This window comes from Oribacterium sp. oral taxon 108 str. F0425 (assembly GCF_000214455.1).
Taxonomy (GTDB): domain Bacteria; phylum Bacillota; class Clostridia; order Lachnospirales; family Lachnospiraceae; genus Oribacterium; species Oribacterium asaccharolyticum.
Genome location: NZ_AFIH01000001.1, coordinates 1,359,362 through 1,381,800 on the forward strand (window position 1 = coordinate 1,359,362; position 22,439 = coordinate 1,381,800).

Below are 22,439 nucleotides of genomic sequence, written 5' to 3' on the forward strand. Positions count from 1 at the left end.
TAAAGCTTCCGCATTGCAGCTTTCATAAGTATGCGTTTTAGTAAGGGGGGATAGGTATGGGAAATCTCTTCAGCAGTTTTGCCAAGATTGTCAGCATTCTTTTAATGCTTTTATACAGCTACGGGCTGTTTCGAAATTTATCGATAGATTACAGAGAGGGAAAAAAGAAGCTCTCCGGTCTTTTATATAAGATATTGCTTCTTCTTCACTTTATTTCCTATGCAGTGCTATATTTTCAGACGGGAAATCTGTTTTATATCTATTTTTATCTGCCGCAGCTTCTTTATTTTTTGCTTTATCCTCTTATTTGGAAGAAGCTCTATCCTTTCTATAACGAGGTATTATTGAATAATCAGTGCCTTTTTCTCGCTCTTGGCTGGATTCTTCTTGCAAGACTGCAGGAGGCTAAGGCGATTAAACAGTTTGCGGTTGCCATGGCTGCAAGCCTCCTTGTTTTAGTGATTCCCTATATCGTGGATAAGGTTTGGGATTTTCAGAAGTTTCGCTATATTTTCGCAGGAATCGGGATTCTGTCTTTACTTCTTGTGCTTGTACTGGGAACAGTGAACTTCGGTGCCAAGATGAGTGTTAGTCTCTTCGGTTTTCGTTTTCAGGCCTCGGAATTTGTAAAACTTTCCTTTGTTTTTTCGATAGCGGGAATTCTCTCTGAAGAACACGGCCGGGAAGGAGTTATCCATTCTGCGTGTGTTGCGGCAGTACACGGCATCATTTTGGTGCTTTGTAAAGACCTGGGTTCCGCATTGCTTCTTTTTATTTCCTATGTTTTTATGCTCTATGTTGCGAGAAATCAGCTTCTCTACCTCTTGGCAGGTGGACTGGTTTCCGCTTTAGCCGGAGTGCTGTCATACGGCTTATTTTCTCATGTACGAACCAGAGTTTATGCCTTTATTGACCCTTGGAGAGATATGGCGGGGAAGGGCTATCAGATTACCCAATCTCTCTTTGCAATAGGTACCGGCGGATTTTTGGGACTCGGCCTTTTTCAGGGACTTCCCAATAAGATTCCTATTGTGGAAAATGACTTTATTTTTTCCGCTCTTTCCGAAGAAATGGGAGGGGTAGTGGCCATTTGCCTAATCCTTATCTGCCTTTCCTGCTTTATGCAAATGATGATGATGGGAAGAGATATGGAAAGCTCCTTCTATAAACTTGTGGCTCTGGGCTTAAGCGTAATTTATGTCATTCAAGTGATTCTCACGATTGGAGGCGCAATTAAGTTTGTACCTTCCACCGGCGTAACCCTCCCATTTATGAGCTACGGCGGATCCAGTTTGATTTCCAGTTTTATCGTATTTGCCCTTTTCCAGTCCCTCTTTATTATCCAGGGTAAGGAAGATGAGGTAGAAATGGAGGAAGACGTGGAAAGCGCAGAACAACAGGAAATGGAGTCGGAGGAAGAAGATGCGTAGAGAAGATAGCGAAGAGAAAAGAAGCCGAAAAGGGAAAGAGAAGAATCCGGAGAACGTGATCAATAAGCAAAGAGAGAAACAGACGGAAGGAAGACAACAGGCGAAGAGAAGACGGGAGGAAGCTCTTTCCGAAACGAAACTTGCTATGATAAGAAGAAAGCAAAATCGAGAAATGCTCGGGATTATCTATCTTTTTGCTCTCATATTCTTTGCTATGATTGTCTATTTTTGTCATTTCATCCTGTTTCAGGCAGAAGATAAGATGGCAAGCCCTTATAATGCAAGAATTGATTATCTGGCGCAAAAGACGGTAAGAGGGGAAATTCAAACGGCTGACGGCATGGTCATTGCAAAAACCATGACGAAAGAAGACGGAACGGAAAGTAGAGAATATCCGGGAGGCGCTGCTTTCGCCCATCCTGTGGGCTACAGCGTGAAGGGAAAGACAGGCATAGAATCCCTTGGGAATTATTACCTCACGAATTCCGGCATCAATCCCTTACAGAAGTTTATGAATGAAATCGAAAACAGAAAAAATCCGGGAGATACTTTGGTTACGTCTTTAGATGCGGATTTACAAAAGCTTGCCTATTCTTTACTGGACGGAAGAAAGGGAAGCATAGTTTGTATGGAACCCTCCAGCGGAAGAATCCTTGCCATGGCATCCGCGCCTTCCTTTGACCCGAATCAATTACAGGAAAATTGGGACAGTTTAATTTCCGAAGAGAATACGGACGGGAATCTTGTAAATCGCGCAACACAGGGACTCTATCCGCCGGGATCGACTTTCAAGCTCCTTATGGCACTGGAATATATTCGGGAGCATCCGACTGACTGGCAGGATTTCAGCTTTAAATGTAAGGGAGAATACGTGGATCCTTCCAATCCCGCGAATGTGGTTCACTGCTATAACGGAGAGGTGCACGGGACGGTGAATCTCGAGTCGGCTATTGCGCAGTCCTGTAACTCGGCCTTTGCTTTTATCGGCTCGGAGATTGATGTAAATCGCCTTCAAAGCTTAGCGGAAGATTTTTATTACAACAAGGACTTGTCTATTGGGCTTCCTTCCAAGGCAGGGCAGTTTAGCTTGACAGCGGATTCTCCGACCTGGCTTAAGATGCAAAGCGGAATCGGGCAAGGGGAGACTCTCTGTAGTCCCTTGCAAAACCTTTGCATGGTTTCAGCCATAGCAAATCACGGAACACTTATTTATCCGACCATTCTTTCTGAAGTAAAGTCAAAAGAAGGAACGGCGGTGCATCATTTTCCAAAGGGAGAAGAAATTACACTGATGTCTTCTTCCGAGAGCGATGCTTTAAAACAATTTATGCGTTCTGTCGTTACGGAGGGAACGGCTTCCGCTTTAAAAACCAAGGCATATCAGGTTTGCGGAAAGACGGGATCGGCACAAGTGAAGGAAGGCGGAAAGCTGAAGACCAATGCCTGGTTTGTGGGCTTTGCTCCGATGGACGATCCGAAGCTTGCTGTCTCTGTTTTGGTGGAGGATGGAGATACCGGCGGAAAAACGGCGGCGCCTCTTGCAAGAGAACTATTTGATTTGTATTTAAAGTAAAAACGAAGGAAGAAGTATGAAAAGGCTATTATCGTATATTTCTGAGTTAAAAGGGAAGAGTATCATTGCACCGCTTTTCAAATGTTTGGAAAGCCTCTTTGAGCTTTTTGTCCCTATGGTTATTTCCTATATGATTGATAGTGGAATTCAAAAGGGAAATACGGTAATAATCTGGAGAAGTCTCTTTCTCTTATTATTCCTTGCCCTGATAGGTCTATCTTGCGCAATAGTAGCACAGTATTTTGCGGCGGAAGTGGCGATGCATGTGGGACAGTCCTATCGCAATGCCTTATTTCATAAGGTCCTGAATCTTTCCTACAGTAATATTGACGAGGTTGGAAGCTCCTCCTTACTGACAAGGCTCGGTCCCGATATTTTTCAGATTGAATCCACGGTAAACATGGTTTTACGCCTGTTTCTCCGTTCCCCCTTTATTGTGTTCGGGGCAGTGATTATGGCCTTTCGTATTTCTCCCTCCATTTCTCTGCTATTTATCTTAGTGCTGGTTCTTCTTTCCGTCCTTATTTTCGGAATCATGTTGATTACGATGCCTCTTTACAAGAAGATTCAAGTAGCGTTGGAGAGAATTACGAAGCAGGTTCGGGAGAATATTCTCGGTGTCCGGGTAATTCGCGCATTTTACAGAGAAAAAAAGGAAGAGGAGGGCTTTCAGAAAAGTAATGAAGCCTATACGGCCATGCAGGTAAAAGTGGGAAAGATTTCTTCCTTACTGAATCCTCTAAGCATGCTTATTATTCAGCTCGGTCTTATGGGAATTTTGTATTTCAGTTCCAGGCTTGTGAACGACGGCAGGCTTTTTCAGGGAAATGTAGTGGCTCTTACGAACTATATGAGCCAGATTCTTGCGGAGCTTCTTAAGCTTGCCAACTTGATTATCCTCATTTTAAAAGGACTCGCCAGTTTAGACAGAGTGGAAGAGGTTTTTGCAATAGAAAATGAACAGGTAGAAGAGGCCTCTTCAGATTTATCAAGACAATACGGAAGCATGGATAATGCAGAAATAGAGAGTGATTCAAAGTGGAACACGGAAGATAATACCTCTAAGGATGAGGAAGAAGCCATCGTTTTTCAAAATGTTTCCTTTTCCTATGGAAATAATGGAGAATATGCCGTTTCCGACTTGAATTTCTCCATAAAAAAAGGAGAAAGTCTCGGAATAATCGGGGGAACAGGTTCCGGAAAGACGACTTTGATTTCCCTTCTTTCCGGCTTTTATCCATGCTACAGCGGAGAAATTCGACTCTTTGGAAAAAACCAGCGGAATTATGTGAAGGAGGAACTTTTCGGTTCTATAGCGCTTGTTCCGCAAAAAGCGGTGCTGTTTTCCGGAACCGTTAGAGAGAATCTTCTTTGGAGAGAAAAAAATGCGCAGGATAAAGAGCTTTGGGAAGCGCTCGATATGGCCTGTGCGAAGGAATTTATAGAGGAAAAGGGAAAGGGACTGGAACTTCCTGTTACAGAGGAGGGAAAGAATTTTTCCGGAGGGCAGAGGCAGAGGCTCTGCATTGCTAGAGCTTTGGTAGGAGAGGCTAAATTCCTGATTTTGGACGATTCTTCTTCCGCACTGGATTTTGCTACGGAAAGAAAACTTAGACATGCACTGTCCGCCTATAAAAGGGTAGAAAATAAAATCATTATTTCACAAAGAGTGGCCAGTATCCGAGACCTGGATAAAATTATCGTCATGGATCAGGGAAAAATAGTCGGTATGGGAAAGCACAAGGCTCTTTTGGAGAGTTCTCCGGTATACAAGGAGATCTGTCTTTCCCAGCTTAAAAAAGAGGAGTTGTAAATGGAGGAGAAAAAATATACCCAAGGTAAGGTCTTTCGAAGAATTTTGCAATATGCCAAGGTCTATAAGCTTTGGATATTCTTATCCTTTTTTCTCTCATTTTTAACTGTGGTTTTATCCCTGACCCTTCCTATTCTGATGGGAAAGGGAATTGACAATTTGCTTTCCGAGGGTAAGGTGAATTTTTCGGGTTTACACCGGATTCTCCTTCTTATGCTTGTAATCTTAGTTTTTACGGTTTTTTCCAATGGTGCATGAATCAGGTGAATACCTATTTAAGCTATAAGCTCGTGGAAGATCTCCGAAGAAACTGTATTCATCATATGCAGAAGCTTCCGATTTCCTACTATGACAGGGAGAAACCCGGGGACCTCCTCAGCAGACTAACTACGGATATAGAGCAATTTTCCCAAGGGATTCTTATGGGCTTAAATCAATTTTTGCAGGCAGTTCTAACGGTTATAGAAACAGCTGTCTTCCTCTTCATTTTGGAATGGAAGATAGCCGTTATCCTACTTCTGATAACGCCGCTTTCCTATTTTATTGCGAAGTTTATTGCAAAGCGTGCCTATATTTATTTCCAAAGGCAGTCCAAGGAAAGAGGAGAGACCTCAAGCTTTACAACGGAAGTGGTAGGGAATATCAAGTTGATTCAGGCTTTCCAAAAGGAAGAGGATATGGAGAAGCTCTACCGGGAGAAGAATGAGAAAATGTCCAGATCCAGTATGCAGGCGAATTTCTACAGCTCTCTCGTGAACCCTCTGACCCGTTTTTTAAATGCTCTGGGCTATGCGCTTGTTGCCGGAATCGGCGGATATCTGGCCATTCTCGGGATGCTTTCCGTAGGAAGCTTAAGTTCCCTTTTGGCCTATGCCACCCAATATGCAAAACCCTTTAATGACATTACTTCCGTGATTACGGAGCTGCAAAATTCTCTGGCTTCCGCCTCTCGGGTATTTTCCTTTTTGGATGAAAAACCCATGGACAGAACGAAAGAAACACAGGAACTGGGAGCGGAAATCAGCGGAAAAGTGGCTCTTTCCCATGTGGATTTCTCTTATCAAAAAGGACAGAAGCTGATAACGGACTTTAATTTGGAGGTAGAGCCCGGGCAGACAATTGCGATTGTCGGTCCTACCGGCTGCGGAAAGACAACTTTAATTAATCTTTTAATGCGTTTTTATCCTCCCAATCAGGGAGAGATTTATCTGGACGGCTTTCCTTATGAAAAAATTAAAGAAGCTTCTCTTCGAAGAGCCTACGGCATGGTACTGCAGGAGACTTGGCTAAAATCCGATACCGTTTTCGAAAACATTCGTTACGGTAAAGAGGATGCTTCCTTGGAAGAAGTGAAAGAGGCCTGCAAGAGGGCGCACTGTCATTATTTTATCATGCAGCTTCCTAAAGGCTATGATACTATTCTTGCCGAGGACGGCGGAAATCTTTCTCAGGGACAAAAGCAGCTGCTTTGCATTGCAAGAGTGATGCTGATGGATCCGACTATTTTGATACTGGATGAGGCAACAAGCTCCATCGATACCCGAACGGAACAGAAAGTACAGAGCGCTTTTCAGGAAATGCTGAAAGGCAGAACCGCTTTTATTGTAGCGCACAGACTTTCCACCATACAAAATGCGGATTGTATTCTCGTTATGAAAGACGGAAATATCATCGAGAAGGGCAGTCACAATGCGCTTCTTCAGGAAAACGGTTTCTACAAGGAACTCTATGAAAGCCAGTTCCAGGCAAGCTAGAAACACGAAACAGTACGCAAAAAAGTGACGCTTCGTGCTTAAAAAAGTTTGGAAAAATTCACGAACCGATGTTCTCAAAAAATCCATATTACTTTTTGCCGTATTTTGTTTTATAATGTCACGTATTTAATGAGTATTCGTGCTTTTGCAGGATACTCATTATTATGTGGCAGACTTTATCCTTTACAACGTGTAGAAAAGGGATGTTAATGTTATAAAAGTTATAATTATTATTCTGTTTAGAAATAGGATTTCCGATCACCGTGTATTTTTCAGTTTTAGGAGGAGAATATGACAATCATAAAAACCTTGTCTAAGTCCGTAAGGGAATTTAAGAAAGACTCTATGCTTTCTCCCGCCTTTGTCAGTGCGGAAGTGGTTTTAGAGTGCATGATTCCGTTCTTTACGGCAAGACTGATTAATCAGATGAAGGTGGATGCTTCCCTTCCTATGATTTTGCGTTATGGCATAGTCCTTGTGATTATGGCTATGCTTTCTTTAGTTTGCGGAATCAAGGCCGGAAATTATGCGTCTTCCGCATCGACCGGTTTTGCCAGAAATTTAAGGAGAGATATGTTTCAAAAGATTCAGGGCTTTTCCTTCAGTAATATCGACCGCTTTGAAACTTCCTCTTTGGTTACCAGACTGACTACGGATGTCAGTAACGTGCAGATGGCCTATATGATGCTTGTGCGTCTGGCTTTTCGTGCGCCTTTAATGATGATTTTCGCCTTTACGGCCGCCTTTCTTCTTGGCGGAAGAATGGCTATCATTTTCTGCATCATGATTCCGTTTTTGGGAGCCTCTCTTGCGATTCTGATTGCGAAGGCTATGCCGATGTTCGATAAGGTCTTTAAAAACTATGACGCCTTAAATGATTCCATCGAGGAAAATGTGCAGGGGATGCGAGTTGTAAAGGCCTTTGTAAGAGAAGAGTACGAGAAAAAGAAGTTTAACGATAGGGCGGAAAAGCTTGCGAATGAGTTTATTCGGGCGGAGAAGCTTGTTTCGATTACGAATCCTTTAATGCAGTTCTGCCTTTATATTGGGGTTATTTTTATCTTAAGCTTCGGTTCTTACCTCGTTGTAATTACACAGGGCTTAAGTCTGGATGTCGGACAACTATCCGCCTTACTGACCTATAGCTTCCTGATTTTATCGAGCCTGATGCTGGTGGCCATGGTTTTCGTTATGGTTTCCATTTCCATTGAGTCCACTCGAAGAATCGTAGAGGTTCTTACGGAAGAAAGCGACTTACAAAATCCGGAAAATCCGGTCATGGAAGTCCCGAACGGGTCCATTGATTTTCATCATGTTTCCTTTAAATATTCGAAAGATGCCAAGAAAAATGTGCTTTCCGATGTGGAAGTACACATTCCGTCAGGCGCGACGGTGGGAATCATTGGCGGAACCGGTTCTGCGAAGTCTTCTCTAACCCAGCTTATTTCCCGTCTTTATGATGCAACGGAAGGAGAGGTTCTGGTTGGCGGAGTGGATGTACGGAACTATGATTTGACTGTACTTCGTGATCAGGTAGCCGTGGTTTTACAGAAGAACATCCTCTTTTCCGGAACGATAGCGGAGAATCTGCGCTGGGGAAATAAAAATGCTACGCAGGAAGAAATCGAGCATGCCTGCAAGCTTGCTCAGGCTGCCGAATTTATTGACAATATGAAGGAGCGCTATGAAAGTCGTGTGGAGCAGGGAGGAAGTAATTTCTCCGGCGGACAGAAGCAAAGACTTTGTATTGCAAGAGCACTACTTAAAAAACCGAAGGTCTTGATCTTAGACGATTCGACTTCCGCGGTGGATACAAAGACGGATGCTTTGATTCGAAAGGGCTTTAAGGAATTCATTCCCGATACTACGAAAATTATTATTGCACAGCGAATTGCTTCCGTGCAGGATTCCGACCTCATTTTGGTCATGGATAAGGGGCGCGTTATTGCGCAGGGAAATCACGAGAAGCTAATGGAAAGCTCGAAAGAGTATAGGGAGACCTATGAGTCACAAAACAGAAAGGAGGAAAAAGATGGAGAATAAAAAGAAAGGAATCGACAAAGATTTCTTCCCGACTTTGAAACGAATTCTAAAAACACTTTTCAGCTTTTATCCGGTCTTTTTGCCTCTTACGCTTGTTTTGATTTTGGTCAATGCCGTAGTTTCCGCGATACCATCCTTATTCCAGCAGAAAATCATCAGCCTCGTGGAAAGGGCTTATAAAAGCGGCGAATGGAAGTCCGTTTCCGAGCCGATTTTTCATCAAATTACTATCCTCGCAATTTTATACGGTATTTCCTTACTGGCCGCTTTTATTTATAACTGGAATCTTGCGACAATCACACAAGGCTCCTTAAAAAAATACAGACAAAAGATGTTTGACGGCATGCAGGATCTTCCGATTTCGTTTTTTGATAGAAATAAGACCGGAGATATCATGAGTCATTACACAAACGATATTGACTCCATGCGGCAGTTTATTTCGATTTGTATTCCGCAAGCACTGTCTTCCTTTATTACTATGGTGACGGTTGTTTTTCTGATGTTATATTACTCTCTTTGGCTAAGCCTCCTCGTTATTTTAGGCTCTATCCTGATGATTCGAGTTGTAAAGGATATCGGCGGAAAGTCCGGTCACTTCTTTGTTCGCCAGCAGGAAGAACTTGCGAAGTCCGAGGGCTTCATCCAAGAAATGATGAACGGGCAAAAGGTCGTGAAGGTCTTCAATCACGAGACGGAAGCGATAGCCGATTTTGACCGCTATAACGAGGAGCTTTTCTCCGTTTCCAATTCGGCAAACCGCTATTCCAGCGTCATTATGCCGATTCTAGGAAATATCGGCAATATTCTTTATGTATTGGTGGCGATTCTGGGAGGCATCCTTTTAACCTATAAGGTACCGAATCTTTCTATATCCGGTTTGGCGTTAAGCATTTCCATCGTCATTCCCTTCCTTAATATGACGAGACAGTTTGCCGGCATGGTGGGGCAGATTTCGTCGGAAGTGAATGCCGTGGTGATGGGTATTGCCGGAGCAAAGAGAGTCTTTGCCTTAATGGATGAGATGAAGGAAGAGGATAGCGGTCATATTCGTCTTGTAAGCGTTAAGGACATGGACGGAGAACTTGTGGAAACAATGGATCGCACGGAAATGTGGGCATGGAAGGAAGTAAAGGAGGACGGCACTGTCGTTCTGAAGCGTCTTTTGGGAGATGTGGAGCTTCGGGACGTCGATTTCTCCTATGACGGAAAGCGCATGATTTTAAAGGGAATCAATGTCTTTGCCCATCCCGGTGAGAAGGTGGCTTTTGTAGGAGCTACCGGTGCCGGAAAAACCACAATCACTAATCTTTTGAATCGCTTTTACAGCATTCAAAAGGGAGAGATTATTTATGACGGCTTCGATGTCTATGACATTTGCTTAGGAGATCTTCGCCGTTCTCTCGGGATTATCCTGCAGGATACCGTACTGTTTACCGGTACCGTAATGGAAAATATTCGTTATGGAAAGCTCGATGCCTCTGACGAAGAGTGTATTGCAGCGGCGCGCCTTGCAGGGGCAGACGATTTCATCACAAGACTTCCGAACGGATACGATACCGAGCTTAGTGGAAACGGAGGAAACCTTTCTCAGGGACAAAGACAGCTCCTATCCATTGCCAGAGCTGCGGTAGCCGATCCTCCCGTTCTGATTATGGACGAGGCAACCTCATCCATTGATACTAGAACGGAGGCCATCGTACAGAAGGGCATGGATGCTTTAATGGCCGGTAGAACCGTATTTGTTATTGCACATAGACTATCCACTGTACAGAACTCCGATGTCATCATGGTGCTGGAACAAGGGGAAATCATCGAGAGAGGAAGCCATGAGAAATTGATTTCAGAGAAAGGAAAATACTACCAGCTTTATACCGGAGCCTTTGAGCTGGAATAATTTCTTGCAGGGAAATGGATTTTTTGATGCCAATTTGTAAAAGCAAAGTGAATTGCAGCAAAATTTCTTGCTTGCACAATGCTGAAAACCTGTGCTATACTGCAGTGGTTGCCACAATAGCACAGTTGGTAGTGCATCTGATTCGTAATCAGAAGGTCACCGGTTCAAGTCCGGTTTGTGGCCGAATAGGGAAACGGGGAAGCTTGGCTTCCCTGTTTTTTTCTGTTTTTCTCTGCTATAATGGGAAAATAGTGATTAAATAAGCTTGTCTGCGTAAACGGGGCTAAAGCTAGGGTACAGAAAAAATAGGAGTAGAAAGAACCGGGGAAGTAAAGAAATAGAGAAGGTAGAAGGTAAAGAAGTAAGAAAGTGAAGAAAAGTAAGGGAATAGGGAAGTAATCCATGAAGAATAAAAAAGAGTTAAAAGTCATTATCGGAATCGTCTTAATCGTGCTTTTTATAGCAGGCTTATCTTATTTTGTTCCGAAACTTCTGTCCAAGCCCTCTCAAAAACTTCGTGTTTTAAAAAATGGAGAAATCCTTCTGGAACATGAGCTCGGAAAGGATGCCAAGTTTATGATTCTGGACCAGGAAGCCAAAGAAGTTCCTTTTGAGGAAAGTTTAAGCAGTTTGTCAGATGACGAGCGAAATCCGGCGATGCACGAGGTGAATTTTATTGAAGTAAAAGACGGGAAGGTGCTTTGCACAGAATCCAATTGCAATAATCAAATCTGTGTGCATACGCCGGCAATAAGTGCAGAGAATGCGGACTTACCGATAGTTTGTCTTCCCCACGGATTGATTTTACAGATTGTAAGTTGAATGGTAAGGAGGCTTTGATGGACTACGAGGGAAGGATTTGTCGCTCTCCTATGGAGAAGAGTTCCTATATGTTGCCCGTGACTGTCGGTTGCCCTTATAACGGCTGTCATTTTTGCAATCTCTTTCGTGACCTGCACTACAGAGAGCTTTCATTTTCACAGATAGAAGAAGAGCTTCAGCGTGTTCAGAACGCAGGAGGAAAGCCTAAGAAGATCTTTTTAGGAGACGGCTGTGCTTTCGGTTTAAAAACCGAACAGCTTTTAAAAATACTGGATTTAATCCATCAGTATTTTCCAGAATGCGACATAATTAATTCTGACGCAACCGTCACAAGCATTCGGATAAAAACGAACGAGGAGCTTAGGGCTCTTTCGGAGAACGGCTACAAGCATCTCTATATCGGAATAGAGAGTGGACTTTCGGATGTCCTATCCTTTATGCATAAGGAGCATGATGTAGCGGAAGCGGAGCGGGAAATTGCGAGAATTAAAAATGCCGGTATGATTTATGATGCGCATATCATGAGCGGTGTCGCAGGAAAGGGGAGAGGGATAGAAAATGCGGAAGCCCTGGCCGCTTTTCTAAATCGGACAAAACCGGAATTTGTCGTGAACTTTTCCATGTTTATTTCCTCCGATACACCCTTGTATCAGGACATAGTAAAGGGATGCTTTCATCCGGCAACGGAACTGGAAAACCTAAAAGAAGATAGAAGACTGGTGGAACTTTTGGCTACGGACGGAACGGAACTATTTTATGATTCCTTTCACGACTGTATTCGAAAGCGAGTTTGGGGTACCTTAGCGAAAGATAGAGAAAAAATGCTGAAACAACTGGACAAATGGATAGAAGAATTTAAGCAGAAGGAATCGATCTATGCCACGGATTTTCCCTACAAGGACTGTCCTGCTCAGACGATGTTTGATTTGGAAAATATTTTATAGGAGAGACAGATGGAAAAGAAAAAAATATATCTGGATAATGCCGCAACTTCTTTTCCGAAGCCGGAAGAAGTTCCAAGGGCGGTCTACGATTACATGACAAAGCTCGGTACCAATGTAAATCGGGGCGGATATGCTACTGCCTATGATACGGAAACCGTTGTCTTTGAATGTAGAGAGTTGATTGGAGCCTTATTTCATGCGCCGGATTATAAAAATGTTGTATTTACAAGGAATATTACGGAAAGCCTGAATGTAGTACTAAAAGGTCTTTTGCGTAGTGGAGACCATGTCATTGTTTCTTCTATGGAGCACAATGCGGTAATGCGGCCTATCAGGCAGCTGGAAAAAAAGGGAATCAACTTTACAAGAGTGCAGTGTGAGTCAGATGGCAGCTTAAAACCGGAAAAGCTTTTGAGCTGTCTTCGTCCGGACACAAAGGCAGTAGTAATGACCCACGCCAGTAATGTCTTCGGCACCATGCTTCCTATTCAAGAAGTGGGGAATTTCTGCAAAGAAAACGGATTGATTTTTATTTTGGATTCGGCGCAAACAGCCGGCGTTTTCCCAATCGATATGGAAAAAATGCATATCGATATTCTCTGCTTTACCGGTCACAAAGGACTTTTAGGACCGCAGGGGATAGGCGGCTTTATTCTTCGAGATGAACTTGTTCTAAAAATAGAACCTTTGATTTCCGGAGGAACCGGAAGCCTTAGCAATGTAGAGACGGTTCCGGAGTTTATGCCGGATCGTTTTGAGGCGGGAACACCGAACTTACCGGGAATTTTCGGCTTGCATGCCGCGCTAAACTGGCTCCGAAAGCTGGGAGAAGCTGATTTATTAAAGGGGGAAAGTCTAAAAGAAAACAGTGCTGTGCAAGAAGTTTTCGGCAAAACTCCATTTTCCGTAGAACAATGCTTTTCAGCAGCCTTAGAAAAAATCAGAAAGCATGAATTGCATCTTACTGCAGAATTTCTTAAAATGCTGGGTCCCTTAGAAAAAGAAGGAAAATTAAAAATAATCGGGAAAAAAGATATGGAAAAGCGTACCGGAGTGGTTTCCATTCAGACTCTGACAAGAGAACTTTCCGATACGGCTTTTCAGCTGGATACACGCTATGGTATTATGACGAGAGTTGGCCTGCACTGCGCCCCGTCCGCCCATAAAACCATGGGGACTTATCCGACGGGAACGATTCGTTTTTCCTTTGGCTTTGCGAATACAGATCAGGAAGTAAAGATAGCTGCCGATGCTCTGAGGGAATTATTGGAGGAAGAAAAGTAAATTTTAGCAAAGGAGATTTTTCTATGAAAATTATTGTGGACAAAAGTATTGCCGATTTAGGGAAAAAGAGTATTGTGATTGCCATTGCCAAAAATGTAAATCCTGCTGCAAAGCTCTCGGACGCCTTCCTCGAGAAGCAGAAGAAGATGGAAGAGTGGGCACTGAATTGTGATGCGGAGGAAGCGGCGAAGCATCCTGTTAATCAGGGCTATATCGACTCTATTTCTGCAGTAGGAAGAAGTACTAAGAAGAATCCCCCTACGGCTGTAGCCCTTATTCAAAATATCAAGCGCCGCGGTTCTATACCAAACATTAACAGCATTGTAGATATCTACAATGTAGAGTCCCTGCATTCTTTCCTTGCTATCGGCGGACATGATTTCGATAAGATTGAGGAAGAAATCTGCTTTACGGTCAGCAAAAAGGAAGATATTTTTTACCCGATTCTTGCCCCGGAGAAGAATGTGGCGGAAACGGATTATGTTTACAAGGATAAGAAGGGCATCATGGCTTGGATTGATGTTCGTGACGGAGAAAACTACAAGTTTGACGAGAATACGAAGAATGCTATTTTTATCATCCAGGGAAATGCCAATACTTCCGTAGAGATGCGCCTGGAGGCCTTGGAGCGTATCCGAAAGGATATGGCGGAATGTATGCCGGATATGGAATTTACTACACATGTTATTACTTATGGAGATGAGAATACAGAAATTTAGACAAAAAATTTATAAAGAATCTATATAAATCCATAATTTTATACAAACTCACTATTTCTCAAGATCTTTTTTGCTCGGTATAATGGTATAGAAACCATTTTGTGTTACCGAGGGACTTATGGAGCGTGAGTTCCCTCAAAGACATCGGAACGATTTCCGGTGTCTTTCTTGATTCAGAATGAGTGTCGCGTGCAAAGCGTGCGAAATCTCGTTTATTACGAGCATTCTGTATAGGTGCTTATGAATCAAATCATTTTTTTCAGGAGGTCAAATTATGGACAAGAACCATCAGATGTGGTCCGATCTGGGAATGGATCTGGATAAACACGACTTACTTTGTGCCGCCCTTCCGGGTGCATTCGGCGATGTGTTTTTAACACAGGAGAACCGTCCGAAAGGGATGGATTATTTCAATATGGTTACTGCGGATATTCACGGGATTCGTCCTGCAGAACTGATTCAAGCACAAAAAGAAGGCAGAAAGGTCATTGGTACATTCTGTGTCTTTGTTCCGGATGAGGTAATTATTGCGGCAAACGGAATTGTTACCGGTCTTTGCGGCGGTTCCCAGTTCTGGGTACCGGAAGGAGAAAAGGTGCTTCCCGCCAATACCTGCCCCTTGATTAAGGCATCTGTCGGTGCAAGACTGGGTAAAACCTGCCCTTATTTCCGTATTGCCGATATGTTTGTGGGAGAGACGACCTGTGACGGAAAAAAGAAGGCCTACGAAATTCTTTCCGAAGATGTCAAGATGCACATTATGCATCTTCCACATGGAAAAAGACCGCAGGACGCAGCTGCTTGGGATAGAGAAATTCTTGACTTTGTTAAAGTTATGGAAGACTTTACGGGAAATAAAGTCGATATTGATAAGTTAAATCAAGCTATTCATATTGTAAATGAAAAGAGAAAGGCACTGCAGAGACTCTATAATTGCAGAAAAAATACTTGCGTACCGATTAGCGGAAGAGACGTGCTTCTCATTATGCAGATTGCTTTCTTTGATGATCCGGAGCGTTTGACGGCTCAAGTCAATACTCTTTGTGATGAGCTGGAAAAGAGGATAGAGGAGGGGATTTCCGTATCTCCGAAGAATGCTCCGAGAATTTTACTTACCGGTACACCGATGGCCATTCCGAACTGGAAGATGCATAATATTGTGGAAACCAGCGGTGGAATCGTGGTTTGCGAAGAAAACTGTACGGGAACCCGTTATTTTACCCATACCGTAAAAGAAAACAACAAGACCATGGAAGAAGCTGCTTCCGCCCTTACGGAACGTTATTTCAACAATATTCATTGTGCTTGCTTTACTCCGAACCCGGAAAGAATCGACGATATCCTAAGACTTGCCAAGGAATATCAGGTAGACGGTATTCTCAATGTAAACTTAAAGTTCTGTAATCTCTATGCTACGGAAAATTACTTCGTTGAGAGACGCTTAAAGGAAGAGGGATACAAGGTTTTAAGCTTGGAAACCGACTATGAAGACAGTGATGCGGAGCAACTGAGAACCCGTGTCAGTGCTTTTCTCGAAATGATTGAAGCGAATAAAACTAATTAATTGAATGGTTAATATACATAAAATTTTTTATACAATATGGTGATATTTCAAATATGTTAAATTATTACATTTTATTTGACAATCATGAGCAGGCAATAAAAATGCATAGAGACTTGCAAAATGCAGGGATTGATTCCGTTATAGCGCCTACCCCTCGTTCAGCCAGTCTTTGTTGCGGAGTGTGCTTAAGAATCATGAAGGAAGATTTTCAGAACCTGGAGCATTATTTACAGGAAAATAAAGCTGTATATCGAGAAATAAAAGAAATTCAGGAGAACTTAAATCCCAAAAGAGATGCTTATTTATAAAAAAATGTCGCTCAAAAAAAGAGCGACATTTTTTATAAACTTACAAAAACCTAAACTTTTGAGAGTAAAACTTACAATTTAAGTTTTGTTCTTGTGAAAAGGGAAGCTTTGCTTTATGATAAACAAAGTTTAGAAGAAGAGGTTTAGTATGAGAAATAAGAAATTTTTAGCTCTATGTTCGATAGCTGCTCTTTCCGTATTTCTTGCAGTTCCTGCCTATGCAGGGCAATGGCAAAAGGGGAGCGGAAAAAATAAAAATAAATGGTGGTATAATCACTTGGACGGAACTTATCCGAAGTCTGCTTGGGCATGGATTGACAGCAGTGGGGACGGTTTTGCGGAGTGTTATTATTTTGACAGCCAAGGATGGTTACAAACCAATAAAACAATTGACGGTTATACTGTAGATTCCACAGGAGCCTGGATTGAAAATGGTGTTGTAAAGTTGAAGTCCGTTAGTGAAACAGGTGTGTTTACAAATGGAAAAAATGAGTACAGTACCGGTACCGTGGAGATGGAAGGTGATCTGAATCTTGGTACGGAAGTGAAGGAGATTAAAGAAAATTCCATTTCTGCCGGAAAGAATGTACTGAATGGTAAGTCCAATCAGCCGGATAAAAAATTACAGGATAAGAAAGATGGAAGTGACATCTTGGATTTGAGTGATTCTTTCGGAGATCCGGATTTGGATACGATTAACGCTGCACTGAATGCCAACAAGGATATGAGTGATTTAATCACCTATGCACGATCTTTTATTGGCGTGCTTCCCTATAAAACAGCCGGTAGTTCTCTGATTAATGGAACGGACTGTTCAGGTTTTACACAGCAGGTGTTTAAAAAGTTTGGAATATCTATTCCGAGAGATTCCAGGTCTCAATATGCGGAATCCATTAAAATTTCCGAAGCGGAATTACAACCCGGAGATTTGATTTTTTATGGTTCTTCTCCAAGCACAATTTATCATGTCGGTATTTATTCCGGAAATGGCACCATTATTCATAATACAAGAACAGGAGACTTTGTCAGAGAACACGACTACCACTATGCAAAGGCTTACGGTTTTGGAAGATATCTTCGTTGATTGATGTTTTGTTTTTTGAAAGATTTATTTTCGAGGTATTACGAGACGGTTCGACCGTCTCGTTTTTTTTGAAAATATTCTTTTTTCGTATTATGTCATTCCCTTTAAATATTTTCTTATTTGCCTTTCTGTCTTCATATTTACAGAAAGAAAAAAATTGAGTATTATAGCTAGGTCTTGGCGAAACGAGATATCGCACGCTTTGCGCATGATACTCGTTATGAATTAGAAAGAATAATTTGAGAATATGAAAATAAACAGATTAAAAACAAAACATGGATTATTTTTTTGCTCCTCTGTTTTTCTGTCGGGTTCTCGGTTTTTGCAGGTCCCGGAGATGAGTACCGGAGGAAGCTTGAAGAAAAGAAAATTGCAGAAGAGGACAACAAGAAACCTTCTTATGAGGCAATAGAGTTTGATGATAAACTTCCGGAAAGTCAATCCGATGAAAAGGAAGAAAGAATCGGAAAGGCTCTCTTTGCATCTAAGGTAGGGCAGAGAGAATCCCAAGTTATTTTGGTATTAGACCACCAATTGAGCCTTTGGAATAAAGGAGAGGATCGTTATTTTAAGCTGAAAGAGTGGAAAAACGGTTACGGAAGAAAGGGAATGAAAAAGGCGGAAGAGCGCAAAGAAGGAGATGAAACGAGTCCTATAGGTGCATTTCCGATTTCCTTTGCCTTCGGCTTTAAGGAGAAAGAAAATACTTTGTTGCCTTATCGTCAAATCAAGAAAAATTCCGTCTGGTCCGGAGAAAAATCCACTTACAATCAGTGGGTGGAAAAAGAAGTTCCTGTTGCGGGCGAGCAGCTCTGGAACTATAAGATTTGCTATGAAAAAGCGCTTGCAATCGGTTTCAATCAAGATCCTGTTGTGTACGGGAGGGGATCGGCCATTTTCTTACATATCAAATCCCCCGGTACTTGGGAGAGTGCGGGGTGTATTACAATAGAAAAGTCTTCTATGGAAGAGTTATTGCCTTTATTAAAAGAAAAACTGAGTATTCTGATTCTTCAAAATGAAGAGGAAATTAAGAATTACTAGGAGGAAAAATGGATAAGAAGAAAAGAATTATTCGAGATTATATCTTTATTGTTGCAGGAAGCTTTTTGATTTCCGTGGCATCCCTATCCATTTATGATAGGGCGGAACTCGTTATCGGAGGAGTAACCGGTGTATCCATTATCATCCGTCATTTATTTTCCGTACCGCTGTGGTTGAGTTATACATTGATTAACGTGCCTTTATTTGTTATCGGTTTTTTTACTAAGGGCGGAAAATTTCTGTTTCGAACGATTGTTTCTACTTTACTCTGTTCTTTTTTTCTGTTTATCTTACCGGCTTGGGAAATTTTGCCCAAAGACGATTTCTTCTTAGCCTCGGTAGTCGGCGGAATCTTTATGGGCTTAGGTTGCGGTATGGTTTTTATTTCGAACTGTACAACAGGTGGAACGGATTTACTTGCCGCAATTCTGCAAACCAAGTTTAAACACATTTCCATGGCTAAGCTGGTTCAATGCGTGGACTCTATGGTTATTCTTTGGGGCTTACAGATTTTTGGTGTAAGAAAGGCTTTGTATGCTCTTGTTTCCATTTATGTTTTTACCAAAGTCTGTGAAGCCATTATGGAAGGAATGCACTTTGCCAAGGCGGTAACCATTATTTCTCATAAAGGAGATGAAATTGCAAACTATATTATTACCACGATGCATCGTGGCGTGACCGGACTGGACGCCAAAGGAATGTATACTAAAAAAGGCATTACCATGCTGTACTGCGTTCTTAGTAATCGTGAAGTTTCCAATCTGAAAGACGTTGTGAATGATATGGATGAAAAGGCATTCTTCATTATTTCCGATGTACGGGAGGTTCATGGAGAGGGATTTATCAGAAGGGATGAATTGGTTTGATTAGAAGAAATCATAAAAAATGGCTTCTTTTCCTATTGGCAGGATTGTTTTTACTTTCCTGCTTTTTCGTTTCTCCGGAAAAGATTACGAATCAAACTTCTTTTTCTTTCTTTTTGCAATTTCCTTTTATCCGCTATTTTCCATTTGAATCATTCTTGTATTTGGCGACTTTATTAATTTTGTCGTCTTATCTTATGGAAACAAGAATTCTTTTCTATTTGAGCTATCCTCTTTTACGCTTATGTAAAAGTAAAAGAGGATTACATGCCTGTTTGGTTTTGATCAGTTTCTTTGTTTCTCTGTTTTTTGGAACCGGGATTAGCCTGTATTACACCCTTCCCTTATGTAATGCCACTCTAGGCAGAGAAGAGGATTCTCCTTTTCTCTTTATTCATTGTTTTTGTCTGCAGATCCTGGCAGCGGAACTGGGTAGTATTCTTTTGCCTTATACGGCTTTGTCCGATTTTTATTTATTTTTGCATTTTAATTATTCACTCCTCGAGTATTTTCGTATCAGTTTTTTGTTTTTCCTCTTTTCTATTCTTTTTTTGCTTCCTTATGTTTTTTGCTTTAAAAAAGAAAAGAACCAAGTATTATCCTCCGGAACCTTGGAAAGACTGCAAAACGCCTATTTTACATTGAAGAAAGAGAAAATTTTAGGAAAGGGAAACTGTTTCTATCCCTTTTGTTTTTTCGGGATTTTGTTTTTCCTTTCTTGCATAAAATGGATTCCAATTCCGTTTTGTTTTGCGCTTACTTTGATTTACACCATCTTCTTTCGACGTAGAGTCATTGTAAGACTGGATTATGATCTTCTAAGCTTGATTATTCTGGTTTTTCTTATCCGGGGAAATCTTCTTCATCTTCGCGCGTTTTCCGAATTTCTATTACCTTTTATCCAGGGAAGGGAAGCCTCTCGAGCTTTGATTTTATCGGAAATTTTTACGCGTCTTCCGGTCAGTGTGTTTTTGGCGGACCTAAGCACGAAGGGGAGACAATTGATTATCGCCTCTATTTTATCCGCTATTCATCCTCTGGCCTTAAATTACAGTGGAATTATTACTCATTCCATGTTGAAAAACAAAGAGCATACCAAAGTATTTGTTTTGCATTACATTTTTTTACATCTTCAGATGCTGCTCTTATTTGTTTTTCTGGCCTTTTTTACCGGCAATCTATAGATAGGAGGAGCGTTATGAATTGTTATTTTGCACCATTGGAGTCTATCACTTCCTATCCTTTACGGAATACTCATGCACATTTTTTTCCTGAAACGGATAAGTATTTCAGTCCGTTTGTATCGGCAAATGAAGAAGGCAGTTACAGCGGAAGAATTGCAAGGGACCTTAGTCCGACAAACAATGAGAATCTTTATCTTGTTCCACAGCTTATGGGGAAAAACCACAAGCATATGCTGGAGGTTTTCAAATATCTGCAAAATTTGGGATATCAGGAAGTGAATCTGAATTTAGGATGTCCGAGCGGAACGGTTGTCGCAAAAGGAAAAGGGGCGGGAATGCTTCGGAATCTGACACTTTTAGAAGAATTTTTCAACGATATTTTTTCAGCACTTCCCAGTGGTCTTTCCGTTTCGGTTAAAACACGAATCGGTATTTCCGACAGCTCGGAAACAGAAGATATTTTCTTACTTTTTAACGCATTCCCTTTTTCTGAAATGATTGTACATCCTCGTTTACAGAAGCAGTTTTACAAGGGAAATGTAGATTTGGATGCTTTTAGAAAGATTTGCGGCATTTCAAAACATAAATTGATTTATAACGGAGATATTGAAAATATTGCAACGGCAATAAAAATCCGGGAAGAATTTCCCGAGATTTGCGGCATTATGCTTGGAAGAGGGTTGCTGTCCAATCCAGCTTTGGTTCGTGAAATCAAAGGGGGTAAGGCTTTACAGGAAGAAGAGTTTAAAGACTATATTTCGGCTGTAGAGGATGCCTTTTCAAAAGAAATCGCGGAGGATCGAAATCTGCTTGCAAAATTAAAGGAATGCTGGACCTATTTTTCCAGGAATTATCCGAATAGTGTGAGAGGAATAAAAGAACTTCGTAAAGCAAAAAATATGGCAGAGTACCGCAGTGCAAAATATAGAATTTACAGTGAAAGCAGTTTCTACGCATATAGAGGAGAAAAGGAATGGATATAGAATATCCGAGTTATTATGAAGAATTCAGATGTATTGCGGGAAAATGCAAGGACAGCTGTTGTCGAGGCTGGTGTATCGATGTTGACAGGGAAAGCAAAAAACGGCTGGATAGAATTAAAGGACCTCTTGGAGAGAAGATTAAAGAGAAGCTGAAAGAAGGAGAGGGGAACTATTATTTTCCCTTGGAAGAAAATGGGGATTGTCCCTTTCTTTTAAAGAGCGGCCTGTGTGAAATGATCCTATCCGAAGGAGAAGATGCATTATGTAATGTCTGTGCGTCTTACCCTCGAGTGAAACAAATCTACGGAAATTATGCCCAATATGACTTAAATGCTTCTTGCGAGGAAGCGTTCCGATTTATTTTAAAATGGGACGGACGCATCGTTCGTGCAGTAGAAGAGGGCATGGGAGAAAAACTTTCAAGAGAGCAGGAGAGAGAGCTTATCCATGTTTTAGCTTTTCGCACTGCTCTTTGGGAGGAGTTATCCTATCTTCCAACCGATTTCAATACTTTTTTTCTTCATCTATTCCCATTTTTTTGGAGGGAGAAAGTCAAATATTTCCTCAAAGTGAGCATCCGTTAAGAAAGAATCAATCAATCCATGAGCTTCTTACAAAATGGCAGGAACTGGAAGAATATCCTTTCTTAAGCAAGGAACGATATTCCGCCTTTTTAAAATGGCAAGACAAAAGTACGGAAATAAATAAGGACTTCGGTCAATGGAAAGAACTATTTAAGAAATACAAAATGAATCCGGAAATGCAGTTTAACAGTCTTTCAAAAGAAAAACGACTGGAATGGGAAAAACAAATCGTAGCACTATGTCGTTATTATCTGTTTCGCTATACCTTACTTTCCATAAAAGAGGCATCGCTTCTTCCTGTATTTTCCCTGCTTTATCAGAGTATTGAGTGGATTTATACCGCTTTTGTTTTTATCAACACTGTATCCGATGAGGAAAAGAAGCAATTTTCCTGCTTTTTTGGAGAAGAGCCCAGCGTATTGCGTATAGCCGTATTTTTTTCTAAAGAACTGGAACATGATGAAGGAAACATAAGAAATCTTTTATACTTTCTTCCTCTTTTCAACTAATGGAAAAAGAGTATAATGGGCTGAGTTTGGTACAAAGAAT

18 protein-coding genes, 1 tRNA gene and 1 pseudogene are annotated in these 22,439 nt (G+C 41.5%); all 20 read left to right on the plus strand.

Annotated elements, in window-relative coordinates:
* Positions 1 to 56: 56 nt before the first annotated feature.
* The 20 genes and pseudogenes from HMPREF9124_RS06455 to HMPREF9124_RS12340 all read left to right on the plus strand — a co-directional run bounded on the left by HMPREF9124_RS06455 (position 57) and on the right by HMPREF9124_RS12340 (position 22,399).
* Positions 57 to 1,430, plus strand: coding sequence for an FtsW/RodA/SpoVE family cell cycle protein (locus HMPREF9124_RS06455; protein WP_009429432.1), 1,374 nt, complete (start codon positions 57 to 59; stop codon positions 1,428 to 1,430).
* Positions 1,423 to 3,003: a peptidoglycan D,D-transpeptidase FtsI family protein gene (locus HMPREF9124_RS06460; RefSeq protein WP_009428307.1), complete on the plus strand. Its 1,581-nt coding sequence runs from the start codon at positions 1,423 to 1,425 to the stop codon at positions 3,001 to 3,003. The genes HMPREF9124_RS06455 and HMPREF9124_RS06460 overlap by 8 nt, the downstream gene beginning before the upstream one ends.
* Before the next feature lie 16 nt (positions 3,004 to 3,019).
* Positions 3,020 to 4,816: an ABC transporter ATP-binding protein gene (locus HMPREF9124_RS06465; RefSeq protein WP_009429658.1), complete on the plus strand. Its 1,797-nt coding sequence runs from the start codon at positions 3,020 to 3,022 to the stop codon at positions 4,814 to 4,816.
* Positions 4,817 to 6,570, plus strand: a pseudogene (locus HMPREF9124_RS06470) (ABC transporter ATP-binding protein).
* Positions 6,571 to 6,861: 291 nt separating this feature from the next.
* Complete coding sequence (locus tag HMPREF9124_RS06475; RefSeq protein ID WP_009429773.1) at positions 6,862 to 8,613, plus strand: ABC transporter ATP-binding protein; 1,752 nt, start codon at positions 6,862 to 6,864, stop codon at positions 8,611 to 8,613.
* Positions 8,603 to 10,507 (plus strand): ABC transporter ATP-binding protein, encoded by a 1,905-nt coding sequence (locus tag HMPREF9124_RS06480; RefSeq protein WP_009427675.1) that lies wholly within the window; start codon positions 8,603 to 8,605, stop codon positions 10,505 to 10,507. The genes HMPREF9124_RS06475 and HMPREF9124_RS06480 overlap by 11 nt, the downstream gene beginning before the upstream one ends.
* Positions 10,508 to 10,617: 110 nt before the next feature.
* A tRNA-Thr gene (locus HMPREF9124_RS06485) sits at positions 10,618 to 10,690 on the plus strand.
* Positions 10,691 to 10,909: 219 nt separating this feature from the next.
* Complete coding sequence (locus HMPREF9124_RS06490; RefSeq protein WP_009428325.1) at positions 10,910 to 11,329, plus strand: NusG domain II-containing protein; 420 nt, start codon at positions 10,910 to 10,912, stop codon at positions 11,327 to 11,329.
* 17 nt (positions 11,330 to 11,346) lie between these two features.
* The gene (locus tag HMPREF9124_RS06495) at positions 11,347 to 12,273 is read left to right on the plus strand and encodes a radical SAM protein (RefSeq protein ID WP_009429562.1); all 927 of its coding nucleotides are present in this window, start codon (positions 11,347 to 11,349) and stop codon (positions 12,271 to 12,273) included.
* Positions 12,274 to 12,282: 9 nt separating this feature from the next.
* A complete protein-coding gene (locus HMPREF9124_RS06500) occupies positions 12,283 to 13,557 on the plus strand; it encodes an aminotransferase class V-fold PLP-dependent enzyme (RefSeq protein WP_009427805.1) in 1,275 nt (424 codons plus the stop codon).
* Between the two features lie 23 nt (positions 13,558 to 13,580).
* The gene (locus tag HMPREF9124_RS06505; RefSeq protein WP_009428521.1) at positions 13,581 to 14,276 is read left to right on the plus strand and encodes a B3/B4 domain-containing protein; all 696 of its coding nucleotides are present in this window, start codon (positions 13,581 to 13,583) and stop codon (positions 14,274 to 14,276) included.
* Between the two features lie 274 nt (positions 14,277 to 14,550).
* Positions 14,551 to 15,840 (plus strand): double-cubane-cluster-containing anaerobic reductase, encoded by a 1,290-nt coding sequence (locus HMPREF9124_RS06510; protein ID WP_009428596.1) that lies wholly within the window; start codon positions 14,551 to 14,553, stop codon positions 15,838 to 15,840.
* A 53-nt stretch (positions 15,841 to 15,893) separates the two neighbouring features.
* Complete coding sequence (locus HMPREF9124_RS06515; RefSeq protein ID WP_036597695.1) at positions 15,894 to 16,148, plus strand: DUF3343 domain-containing protein; 255 nt, start codon at positions 15,894 to 15,896, stop codon at positions 16,146 to 16,148.
* A 148-nt stretch (positions 16,149 to 16,296) separates the two neighbouring features.
* Positions 16,297 to 17,232 (plus strand): C40 family peptidase, encoded by a 936-nt coding sequence (locus HMPREF9124_RS06520; RefSeq protein ID WP_009427845.1) that lies wholly within the window; start codon positions 16,297 to 16,299, stop codon positions 17,230 to 17,232.
* A 288-nt stretch (positions 17,233 to 17,520) separates the two neighbouring features.
* Complete coding sequence (locus HMPREF9124_RS06525) at positions 17,521 to 18,276, plus strand: L,D-transpeptidase family protein (RefSeq protein WP_009428251.1); 756 nt, start codon at positions 17,521 to 17,523, stop codon at positions 18,274 to 18,276.
* A gap of 8 nt (positions 18,277 to 18,284) precedes the next feature.
* A complete protein-coding gene (locus HMPREF9124_RS06530) occupies positions 18,285 to 19,142 on the plus strand; it encodes a YitT family protein (protein WP_009429332.1) in 858 nt (285 codons plus the stop codon).
* Between the two features lie 272 nt (positions 19,143 to 19,414).
* On the plus strand, positions 19,415 to 20,323 hold the full coding sequence (locus HMPREF9124_RS06535; RefSeq protein ID WP_242821568.1) for a hypothetical protein: 909 nt from the start codon (positions 19,415 to 19,417) through the stop codon (positions 20,321 to 20,323).
* A gap of 14 nt (positions 20,324 to 20,337) precedes the next feature.
* Positions 20,338 to 21,306: a tRNA dihydrouridine synthase gene (locus HMPREF9124_RS06540; protein ID WP_009428010.1), complete on the plus strand. Its 969-nt coding sequence runs from the start codon at positions 20,338 to 20,340 to the stop codon at positions 21,304 to 21,306.
* Positions 21,297 to 21,890, plus strand: coding sequence for a flagellin lysine-N-methylase (gene fliB, locus HMPREF9124_RS12335; RefSeq protein WP_009429616.1), 594 nt, complete (start codon positions 21,297 to 21,299; stop codon positions 21,888 to 21,890). Before HMPREF9124_RS06540 ends, fliB begins: the two co-directional genes overlap by 10 nt.
* A 164-nt stretch (positions 21,891 to 22,054) precedes the next feature.
* Positions 22,055 to 22,399, plus strand: coding sequence for a hypothetical protein (locus tag HMPREF9124_RS12340; RefSeq protein ID WP_036597700.1), 345 nt, complete (start codon positions 22,055 to 22,057; stop codon positions 22,397 to 22,399).
* The last annotated feature ends 40 nt before the right edge of the window (positions 22,400 to 22,439 follow it).